This is a genomic window from Pseudomonas sp. FW300-N1A1, from assembly GCF_058789115.1.
On the sequence record NZ_JBYTBK010000073.1, the window covers coordinates 1 to 9,341 of the forward strand.

At 60.1% G+C, this 9,341-nt stretch carries 9 protein-coding genes; 6 read left to right on the plus strand and 3 right to left on the minus strand.

Going from position 1 to position 9,341, the window contains the following annotated elements:
* The first annotated feature begins 722 nt into the window (after positions 1 to 722).
* The 4 genes from AC3WQN_RS25200 to AC3WQN_RS25215 all read left to right on the plus strand — a co-directional run bounded on the left by AC3WQN_RS25200 (position 723) and on the right by AC3WQN_RS25215 (position 5,173).
* Entirely contained in the window at positions 723 to 2,144 is a 1,422-nt protein-coding gene (locus tag AC3WQN_RS25200; RefSeq protein ID WP_103402291.1) for an amino acid permease, read from the plus strand.
* Between the two features lie 182 nt (positions 2,145 to 2,326).
* Positions 2,327 to 2,707, plus strand: coding sequence for a GtrA family protein (locus AC3WQN_RS25205; RefSeq protein WP_103402292.1), 381 nt, complete (start codon positions 2,327 to 2,329; stop codon positions 2,705 to 2,707).
* On the plus strand, positions 2,704 to 3,657 hold the full coding sequence (locus tag AC3WQN_RS25210) for a glycosyltransferase family 2 protein (RefSeq protein ID WP_103402293.1): 954 nt from the start codon (positions 2,704 to 2,706) through the stop codon (positions 3,655 to 3,657). The genes AC3WQN_RS25205 and AC3WQN_RS25210 overlap by 4 nt, the downstream gene beginning before the upstream one ends.
* Before the next feature lie 25 nt (positions 3,658 to 3,682).
* Positions 3,683 to 5,173 carry a glucosyltransferase domain-containing protein gene (locus tag AC3WQN_RS25215; protein WP_103402294.1) on the plus strand — a complete coding sequence of 497 codons (1,491 nt, stop codon included), beginning with the start codon at positions 3,683 to 3,685 and terminating at the stop codon, positions 5,171 to 5,173.
* Here the strand turns inward: AC3WQN_RS25215 and AC3WQN_RS25220 are convergent.
* From AC3WQN_RS25220 to AC3WQN_RS25230, 3 genes are read right to left on the minus strand one after another with little or no spacing between them, the layout of a single operon-like run.
* Complete coding sequence (locus AC3WQN_RS25220) at positions 5,148 to 5,453, minus strand: putative quinol monooxygenase (RefSeq protein WP_103402295.1); 306 nt, start codon at positions 5,451 to 5,453, stop codon at positions 5,148 to 5,150. The genes AC3WQN_RS25215 and AC3WQN_RS25220 overlap by 26 nt on opposite strands.
* 56 nt (positions 5,454 to 5,509) lie before the next feature.
* Positions 5,510 to 7,126, minus strand: a complete 1,617-nt coding sequence (locus AC3WQN_RS25225) for an FMN-binding glutamate synthase family protein (protein WP_095080001.1) — start codon at positions 7,124 to 7,126, stop codon at positions 5,510 to 5,512.
* 34 nt (positions 7,127 to 7,160) lie between these two features.
* Positions 7,161 to 7,961 carry a helix-turn-helix transcriptional regulator gene (locus AC3WQN_RS25230; protein ID WP_103402296.1) on the minus strand — a complete coding sequence of 267 codons (801 nt, stop codon included), beginning with the start codon at positions 7,959 to 7,961 and terminating at the stop codon, positions 7,161 to 7,163.
* A gap of 148 nt (positions 7,962 to 8,109) precedes the next feature.
* Between AC3WQN_RS25230 and AC3WQN_RS25235 the strand changes: the two genes are divergently transcribed.
* A complete protein-coding gene (locus AC3WQN_RS25235; RefSeq protein ID WP_103402297.1) occupies positions 8,110 to 8,544 on the plus strand; it encodes an NUDIX hydrolase in 435 nt (144 codons plus the stop codon).
* Positions 8,545 to 8,568: 24 nt separating this feature from the next.
* Entirely contained in the window at positions 8,569 to 9,207 is a 639-nt protein-coding gene (locus AC3WQN_RS25240; RefSeq protein WP_103402298.1) for a LysE family translocator, read from the plus strand.
* Positions 9,208 to 9,341 lie beyond the last annotated feature (134 nt).

A 9,341-nucleotide genomic window follows, 5' to 3' on the forward strand; every position in this document is an offset into this window, starting at 1 on the left:
CGCATTCAGCTGTATGGCGGCGGCTGCGCCACCGAGCGGGAGCAAGCTCCCTCGCCACGGGGATAGGGGCTGCCTGAGAGCATTGAGTCAGAGCGGGATAGACGCTTTCTGAGCGTGCAGGACCTGCGTCATAAGGTGCCATTTGCCAAGTGAAAACGCGGCGGTTGATGAAGATCCCCTGTGGCGAGCGAGCTTGCTCGCGCTGGACGGCGCAGCCGTCCCAGCAAGGCTATCGAGGAGTGTCAGGCAAGTCGCATTCAGCTGTATGGCGGCGGCTGCGCCACCGAGCGGGAGCAAGCTCCCTCGCCACGGGGGTAAGTGCTGCCTGAAAGTAGTGAGCCTGAGCCACAGGGATAGTCATAGCCTGAAAGTACTGAGATAGAGCCGTCGATCCGGTAAATACGGCCTAGGTAGGGGCATGACGTTGCACCATTGCTGTGCAATACTCGGCGCCGCTTTGCTGGCGAGTTAATGTCAGTTTCCAGGTAATGCACCTCCGTAAATGCCGGTTTTGCCGAGATTTCTTTCTGAATATTGGTATTTATTGAGTGAAAATACCTGTTGATGGCTCTTTATACTGCACGTCCCGCTGATCTTGCAGGATTTGTCCTACAAGAAGGGTCTGCTCACGAAGTGGATCCGGTATCACGGCGCACAGGCTTACCGGTCTGTACGTCGCCGCTCGGTGGTTATATCCAATAACAAGACGAGGATGTCCCCCTATGCCTGCTGGCAATCATCAGCCTCACGGCGAGACCGCTCAAGGCGGCCCGCTCAAACGCGAACTCGGCGAACGGCATATTCGCTTGATGGCGCTTGGCGCCTGTATCGGTGTCGGCCTGTTCCTCGGTTCGGCCAAGGCCATTGAAATGGCCGGCCCGGCAATCATGCTGTCTTACATCATCGGCGGTCTGGCGATCCTGGTGATCATGCGCGCCCTGGGCGAGATGGCGGTGCACAACCCGGTGGCGGGTTCGTTCAGTCGTTACGCCCAAGACTACCTTGGCCCGTTGGCGGGCTTTCTCACCGGCTGGAACTACTGGTTCCTGTGGTTGGTGACCTGCGTCGCGGAAATTACCGCCGTGGCGGTGTACATGGGCGTCTGGTTCCCCGATGTGCCGCGCTGGATCTGGGCGCTGGCGGCGTTGGTGAGCATGGGTTCGATCAACCTGATCGCTGTGAAGGCGTTCGGTGAATTCGAGTTCTGGTTCGCCCTGATCAAGATTGTCACCATCATTGCCATGGTGCTCGGTGGTATCGGCATCATCGCCTTTGGCTTCGGCAACGACGGTGTCGCGCTGGGGATTTCCAACCTGTGGGCCCACGGTGGCTTCATGCCCAATGGCGTGCAGGGTGTGTTGATGTCCCTGCAAATGGTGATGTTCGCCTATCTGGGCGTGGAAATGATCGGCCTGACCGCCGGTGAAGCGAAGAACCCGCAGAAGACCATCCCGAACGCAATCGGCTCGGTGTTCTGGCGCATTCTGCTGTTCTACGTTGGCGCGCTGTTCGTGATCCTGTCGATCTACCCATGGAACGAGATCGGCACCCAGGGCAGCCCGTTCGTGATGACCTTTGAACGCCTGGGCATCAAGACCGCTGCCGGCATCATCAACTTCGTGGTGATCACGGCCGCGCTGTCATCCTGCAATGGCGGTATCTTCAGCACCGGGCGCATGCTCTACAGCCTGGCGCAGAATGGCCAGGCTCCGGCCGGTTTCGCCAAGACCTCGAGCAACGGCGTACCTCGTCGTGCCTTGCTGCTGTCGATCGGCGCACTGCTGCTGGGTGTGCTGCTGAACTACCTGGTGCCGGAAAAAGTCTTCGTTTGGGTCACCGCCATCGCCACCTTCGGTGCGATCTGGACCTGGGTGATGATCCTGCTGGCGCAACTCAAGTTCCGCCAGGGCCTGAGCCCGTCCGAGCGTGCCGCGCTCAAGTACCGCATGTGGCTGTACCCGATCAGTTCCTACCTGGCGCTGGCGTTCCTGGTGCTGGTGGTCGGCCTGATGGCGTACTTCCCGGACACCCGTATCGCGCTGTACGTAGGGCCGGCGTTCCTGGTGCTGCTGACCGTGCTGTTCTATGCATTCAAGCTGCAACCCACGAACCAGTCGCAAGGTGCCGTGCGCTCGGCTTCCTGAGCCGCTGACACGCTGTCCTGACCTGTTTCGCCCAAACGCCCGGTGCACTGCATCGGGCGTTTTTGTTTGCAACGAAGGGATGTCCGCCGGTCTGTTTGCCGTCGGGAAAGTAGACAAGCCGGGTAGCAGTGCCAAGCTTGATGAACTATCCGGTGCCAGCGGGCAGATTGGAAACAAACGTCATGCACAGAACGCCCGCGTTTCGCGGCTTTTCCAGGTTTGTTTCCATTGGCCTGCTCAATACGCTGATTCACTGGATGGTTTTTTTCGTCCTGTACGGGCTGCTGGGGCTGCGCCAGGCCCTCAGTAATCTGGCGGCTTTTTGCCTGGCGGTGACGTTCTCGTTTTACGCCAATGCCCGATACACCTTTCAACGCCGGGCCACCCTCCCGCGTTATCTGCTGTTTGCGAGCTTCATGGGGGCGCTGAGCTTTGGCGTGGGCTACGGCGCGGACCACTGGCGCTTGCCCGGGCTGCTGACCCTGGTGGTGTTCTCGGCCATCAGTCTGATCTGCGGTTTTCTCTTCTCCAGGTTCCTGGTCTTTCGGGAGCCCGAGGCATGAAAATCTCGTTGATTGTCCCGGTGTTCAACGAGGAACAGGCGATCAACCTGTTCTATCAGGCCGTTCGTCAGCAATTGGTACTGGCCGATGGCGTGGTCGAGATCGTGTTTATCAATGACGGCAGTTCGGACCGCACCGCGGAGCATGCCAAAGCGCTCGCGCTGGCGGACGAGCATGTGTTGCTGATCAACTTCTCGCGTAACTTCGGCAAGGAACCGGCGCTGTTTGCCGGGTTGGAATACGCCACTGGCGATGCGGTGATTCCAATGGATGTGGACCTGCAGGACCCCATCAGTGTGATCCCCTTGTTGATAGCAGAATGGAAGAAGGGTGCGGATGTGGTGCTCGCCAAACGTCACGGACGCGCCGCCGACAGTTATCTGAGACGGCACAGTGCGGCGTTGTTCTATCATCTGCTGAACCGGATTGCGTACACCCGGATTGAAGAGAACGTCGGCGATTTTCGCCTGATGGACCGCAAGGTGGTGAACGTGATCCGTACGCTGCCGGAGCACCGATTGTTCATGAAGGGAATCTTGTCGTGGGCGGGGTTCAACACGGTGGTGGTCGAGTATGAGCGGGCCGGGCGTGTGGCGGGGACCACCAAGTTCAACTTCTGGAAGTTGTGGAACCTGGCACTGGAAGGCATCACCTCGTTCAGTACCGTCCCGTTGCAGTTGTGGACCTACGTGGGCAGTGCGGTTTCCCTGTTCGCCCTGGTCTATGCGCTGTACATGGTTCTGGACAAGATTTTCTTTGGCAACAGCGTGCCCGGCTACCCGTCGCTGATGACCGCCATTCTGTTTCTGGGCGGTGTTCAGCTGATTGGCATTGGCATATTGGGTGAGTACATCGGCCGGATTTATATCGAATCCAAGCATCGTCCGCGTTATGTGATCAAGGACATTGTCGGCCACCCGGGCAACGTGAGCCCTGCGGAGCGTCAGTGAGGTCCGGGCCAGGACAGGAGCGCGAATGAACGTGGCCAACATTGCGAACAAGCAACTGCCCTGGCGTGATGTGTTGGCGTTCTTTGTGTTGGCTGCGTTTATGTACATCTTGCCGTTGATCCTGGCGGACTATTACTACATCGACGACAACTGGCGATCATTGTCCGCCGGTACGGCCTGGGCCGAGCAGGGCCGTTGGGTGGCTGAACTGTTCTACCGTGGCCTGACGCTCAGCTCAGGCGCTCCCCATGTCTTCCCGTTGCCGCTGCTGATAGCCGTCATCGCCATTGCCCACGCTATGACTCGCCTGACATTTCACTACTACCCCCGGCCCACGTTGTCGTGCTGCCTGGTGGTACTGCCGCTCTGGTACAACCCGTTTTTTCTGCAGAACCTGTCCTATCAATACGATGGTCCGACCATGGCGTTGAGCCTGGTGGCCATGGTCTACGCCATCACCTTTGGTGCGAAGTCGGTGCTGTGGCGGGTGTTGGTGCCTGGTGTCCTGGTCTCTCTTGGCATGGGGCTTTATCAGCTCAGCATCAACGTATTCCTGGGGCTGTGCTGTATAGAACTGGTCAGGGCGGCCAGTGAAGGCCGCTCATGGCAGGACATTCGTGGGTTGTGCCTGATGAAGGGCGCACAGTTGATCTGTGCGGTGTTTTTTTACTCTGTGACGACGCATCAGACGATCATTGCCGAGCGCTTGCCAATGCAGTCCCTGAGTGCCAACGGGCTCGCTCAGGTGGGCGTGAATATCGACACCGTGGCGGGCAAGATTGCGCTGTTGTTCGAGGGGGGTAATCGCGGGTGGCTGTGGGCGGTGCTGCTGTGTGCGGCGCTTGGCGCGGTGCAGGTCGCGGTGGCGTTGTGCAAGCGACCAGACCGCCTGTGGCGCAAGGGATGTCTGGGCCTGCTGTGCCTGCTGACACTGCCGCTACTGCTATTGCTGGTGTGCGGTGCAACGCTGCTGTTCAGGGACTTCAATGAAGGCGCCAGGACCCTGTTGGGCTTTGGTGTCTTGTGGGTGTTTGTCTACTACTTGAGCCGGCGCGGGCTGGAGGCTGTCGACTCACGGCTGGGGTTGTTGCTGGCCATTCCCTTGCTCAGCCTGTTGGTACTGTCCTTTGCCTACGGGCGAGTACTGACTGTGCAGAAGGAGTTCGCCACCAGTGCGCTGTTTTCACTGGGCCATGACATCGCTTCCAACCGCCAGTTGCGCGAGGCCAAGCGCATCTACATGGCGATCAATTATTCCGACCGTTGGCTGGCGAAGGCGAGCGGATCATTCAAGGTCATGCCGGTGCTGGCGTACATCCTGAATGTCGACTTCTACATGTTGGCCGAGAACCTGCCCAGGGTCGGGATCAACAATGTGTTTCCCGAGAAGGAGCGACGCAACGCGACCCTCGTGGGATACCAAGGGTTCGCGCCGCTGGTCGACAGCCAGTTTTACAATATGTATCTGGTGGGCGATTACGGTTTCATTGTCATGAAGGAACCACCGCGTCCGTAAACGCGTCCATCAGCACCACGATGCAGTCCCGGGCCTGATAACGATTGATCTGCGGCACCAGCCGGCGGAAGTGCTCCGATTGGCAATGGGCATCCAGGGCGGCCTGGTTCGGCCATTGTTCGATGAAGATGAAATGCCCCGGGTCTTTCTGGTCGACGAACAGATCGTAGGCGATGCAATCCGCTTCCTGACGGGTTTTCTCCACCAGTTCGGCGTACCACGGACGGACGGTTTCGAGGTGTTCGGGTTTGATGAAGTCCCGGGCAATCACTTTGAGCATGGATTCTTCCTTGATGTTGCGCCCGTCTCCGGGGAAGACGGGCGTTGGGTGGGTTTTCAGGCCGCCACGTCATTGGCCTCGAAGCTGTCGGCCCGGGCCATTTGCCACATCCGCGAATAGAACTCGCCGTTCACTTCGCCGGTGAGCAACTCACCGGGCTTGAGGAACACGTGCAGCTGGGAAAACAGTTTGATCTCGGTGGCGGACATACGGCGCACCAAGTGCTTGGCCGACAACTGCGAGGGGTGTTCGAGACCGGCGGCGGCGAGCATTTCGGCCAGTGCCTTGAGGGTGCTGCGGTGGAAGTTGAAGACCCGTTCGGCCTTGTCCGGTACCACCAGGGCGCGCTGGCGCAGGGTGTCCTGGGTGGCGACACCGGTCGGGCATTTGTTGGTGTGGCAGCTTTGCGACTGAATGCAGCCGATGGCGAACATGAAGCCACGGGCCGAGTTGGCCCAGTCGGCGCCGATGGCCAGGACGCTGGCAATGTCGAAGGCGCTGACGATCTTGCCGCTGGCACCGAGCTTGATCTTGTCCCGCAGGTTCAGGCCCACCAGGGTGTTGTGCACGAACAGCAGGCCTTCGCGCATCGGCACGCCGATGTGGTCGGTGAATTCCACCGGTGCGGCGCCCGTGCCGCCTTCCTTGCCGTCGACCACGATGAAGTCCGGCAGGATGCCGGTTTCCAGCATGGCCTTGGCGATGCCCATGAACTCCCACGGGTGGCCCAGGCAGAACTTGAAGCCCACCGGCTTGCCGCCAGACAGCTCACGCAGTTGCTGGATGAAGTGCATCATTTCGATCGGCGTGGAAAACGCGCTGTGGCGTGATGGCGATACGCAGTCCTGGCCCATCGGGACACCACGGGTTTCGGAGATTTCCCGGGTGACCTTGTGCTTGGGCAGGATGCCGCCGTGGCCGGGCTTGGCGCCCTGGCTCATCTTGATTTCGATCATCCGCACTTGCGGGTCCTGTGCCTGGGCGGCGAAGCGCTCCGGGTCGAAACGTCCGTCGGCGGTGCGGCAGCCGAAATAGCCGCTGCCCAATTCCCAGGTCAGGTCGCCGCCGTGTTCGCGGTGATAGGGGCTGATGCTACCTTCACCGGTGTCATGGGCGAAGTTGCCGAGTTTGGCGCCCTGGTTCAGTGCCCGAATGGCGTTGGCGCTCAGCGAGCCGAAACTCATGGCCGAGATGTTGAACAGTGACGCCGAGTACGGCTGGCGGCACTGCGGGCCGCCGACGGTCACCCGGAAACCGTTAGGGTCGCTCAGGGGCGCGGGGCGCATGGAGTGGCCGATGAATTCAAAACCGGACTGGTACACATCGACCAGCGTGCCGAAAGGTTTGTCGGCGCTTTCATTTTTGGCGCGCGAGTAGACCAGTGAACGCTGGGCCCGGGAGAAGGGCAGGGCGTCGCTGTCGGATTCGAGCAAGTACTGGCGGATTTCCGGGCGAATGCCTTCCACCAGATAGCGGATATTGCCCAGGATCGGGTAGTTGCGGCGCACCGCGTGGGGGCTTTGCAGCAGGTCGAAGATGCCCAGCAGGCTCAGCAGGCCGGTGACGATGGAGATTGGCCACACCCAGTCGTGTTCAAGAAACGGCAGGCTGGCGAGGGTGAAAATCACGCAGAGGGCAAAGAAGGCGTAGCGGCTCAGGAGTGACAGGCTCATACGGGTTCCTTGGGTTCGGAATCATCAGGTTTCGTCAGGCATTTTGTGCCTGGAGAAAGATCGAAAACAGCTCGGACTGGGATTTGATCCCCAGCTTGCTGTAGATGTGTTTCTTATGGACTTTCACGGTTTCGGCGGAGATTTCCAGCTTACGGGCGATTTCCTTGCTGGAGCAACCGCTGAGCATCCAGCGGCCGACATCGAGTTCCCGGGCCGTCAGTTGCGCGCCCTTGATCTGTTTGAGCGAGTCTTCGAGACGGATGCGCCAGTCACCTTGCCGGGTTGTTGGCTCAGGGGCCGATGCCGCTGCGGATTCGTAGGGCAGGCGCTGGCGCAGCAGGCTCAGGACCCATGGCTGGATCAGCGACAGCAGGGCAATCTGCTCGCTGCCAAAGCGCTGCTTGCTGCCCAGGGAAAGGCACAGCGTGCGGTCGCCCTCCAGTTGGCAATTGAACTGGATTTCATCGGCCACCACATTCAAGCGGAAGTAGCGCTGGTAGTACTCGGTCAGTTCGAAGTGCTCTGGCGCGACTTCCGACAGGCGATAGAGGCCGGTGCGCGATTGCTCGCGGCAGGCGATGTAGAAAGGGTCCAGCAGGAACAACCCCATGAGGTAGTCCTGAAACAGCGGGTCGGGACGGCCATCCTCGCTCGGGCATTCGGCGAAGACCCGGGGGCGTTGGTCGCCGTCGTACAACAGCACCACCCAGCTGTCGAAGCTCACGTACTGATCCAGCAAGCGCAGCAGTTGAGTCCAGAAGTTGGGCTTGTCCAGGGCGTCGATCAGTTGCCCGATCGAGCGGTGCCAGGCGATGTCTTCCAGCGATTGATTCATTGAGCGTTCCCTATCGGGTTACCCCGGCCAGGCGACATACTGGCTCACCCGGACTGTCCGGGCAATCTCGCTGCCGGCAGACGGGGCGTGACGCAGACGCGGCGCGCATGTGATCCTTGGCGTTTTTCTCCAGGGCCATCGTTGATCCATGACGCTTTCATCTTCTGCTTCGCCTCGCATTATCCGCATCGCCGCTGCCCTGCTGATCGGCCCCGACGGCCGAACCCTGCTGGTGCGCAAGCGCGGTACCCAGGCCTTTATGCAGCCGGGCGGCAAAATTGAAGCCCATGAGTTGCCCGTGCATGCCCTGGCCCGTGAACTGGAGGAAGAGTTGGGGCTGGTGATCGATCCGGCTCACGCCAGGTTCCTGGGGCAGTTTTCAGCCCCCGCGGCCAACGAGCCGGGATTCATCGTGCAGGCCGACATCTTCCAGCTGGCTGTCGATGTACCGGTGTCCCCGGCCGCGGAGATCGAAGAGGTGATCTGGATCGATCCTGCCGGCGACGGCGAAGTGGTCCTGGCGCCATTGACAAGGGACCTGATCCTGCCGTTTTATCGCAGTTCTCTGCAGGCTTCGGCCTGATCGCTCACGGACAAGGATTGCGCCATGATTGCCACCCACGACCTGTTAATTTTCGCTGCGGCCTCCCTGCTGCTGGTGCTGACGCCCGGGCCGAACATGATCTACCTGATCTCCCGTTCGATCTGTCAGGGGCGCAAGGCCGGCGTGACGTCGTTGCTGGGGGTGGTGGCGGGTTTCTTCGTGCACTTGTTCGCGGCGGCAGCCGGCTTGACGGCGGTGTTCCTGGCGGTGCCGATGGCCTACGAAGCGCTCAAGTGGGCAGGCGCGCTGTACTTGTTGTGGATGGCCTGGCAGGCGGTCAAGCCGGGAGCACGTTCGCCGTTCGAAGCCCGGCAATTGCCACCGGACTCGTCGCGCAAGCTGATGCTCATGGGCTTTTTGACCAGCGCGCTGAACCCGAAAATCGCGGTGTTTTATCTCTCGGTCTTCCCGCAGTTCATCAACCCTGAAAACGGCTCGATCTTCTTCCAGAGCATCGCCCTGGGCCTGACCCAGATCAGCGTGAGCTTTACCGTGAACCTGTTGATCGCCCTGTTCGCGGCGGGCATCGCCTCCTGGTTCGTCAACAACCCGACCTGGCTGGCGGTGCAGCGTTACTTCATGGGCTTCGTGCTGGCAGGGTTGGCGGTACGGCTGTTGTCCGAGCCACGACGCATGGCCTGAAACCCAACTTATCCAGCGCCTTGAGTTCACTCAAGGATAGGGTTGCCCAGTACACACTGTTTGGACCGGGGACATGGTTTACACCTGTTCGGGGACATGGTGGACACTTTTTAATACGACACATTGATCATCTG

Bases quoted from the DNA above. Each gene is read 5' to 3' on its own strand.
- AC3WQN_RS25200 (WP_103402291.1), top strand. From the start codon at position 723: ATGCCTGCTGGCAATCATCAGCCTCACGGCGAGACCGCTCAAGGCGGC.
- AC3WQN_RS25205 (WP_103402292.1), top strand. From the start codon at position 2,327: ATGCACAGAACGCCCGCGTTTCGCGGCTTTTCCAGGTTTGTTTCCATT.
- AC3WQN_RS25210 (WP_103402293.1), top strand. From the start codon at position 2,704: ATGAAAATCTCGTTGATTGTCCCGGTGTTCAACGAGGAACAGGCGATC.
- AC3WQN_RS25215 (WP_103402294.1), top strand. From the start codon at position 3,683: ATGAACGTGGCCAACATTGCGAACAAGCAACTGCCCTGGCGTGATGTG.
- AC3WQN_RS25220 (WP_103402295.1), bottom strand. From the start codon at position 5,453: ATGCTCAAAGTGATTGCCCGGGACTTCATCAAACCCGAACACCTCGAA.
- AC3WQN_RS25225 (WP_095080001.1), bottom strand. From the start codon at position 7,126: ATGAGCCTGTCACTCCTGAGCCGCTACGCCTTCTTTGCCCTCTGCGTG.
- AC3WQN_RS25230 (WP_103402296.1), bottom strand. From the start codon at position 7,961: ATGAATCAATCGCTGGAAGACATCGCCTGGCACCGCTCGATCGGGCAA.
- AC3WQN_RS25235 (WP_103402297.1), top strand. From the start codon at position 8,110: ATGACGCTTTCATCTTCTGCTTCGCCTCGCATTATCCGCATCGCCGCT.
- AC3WQN_RS25240 (WP_103402298.1), top strand. From the start codon at position 8,569: ATGATTGCCACCCACGACCTGTTAATTTTCGCTGCGGCCTCCCTGCTG.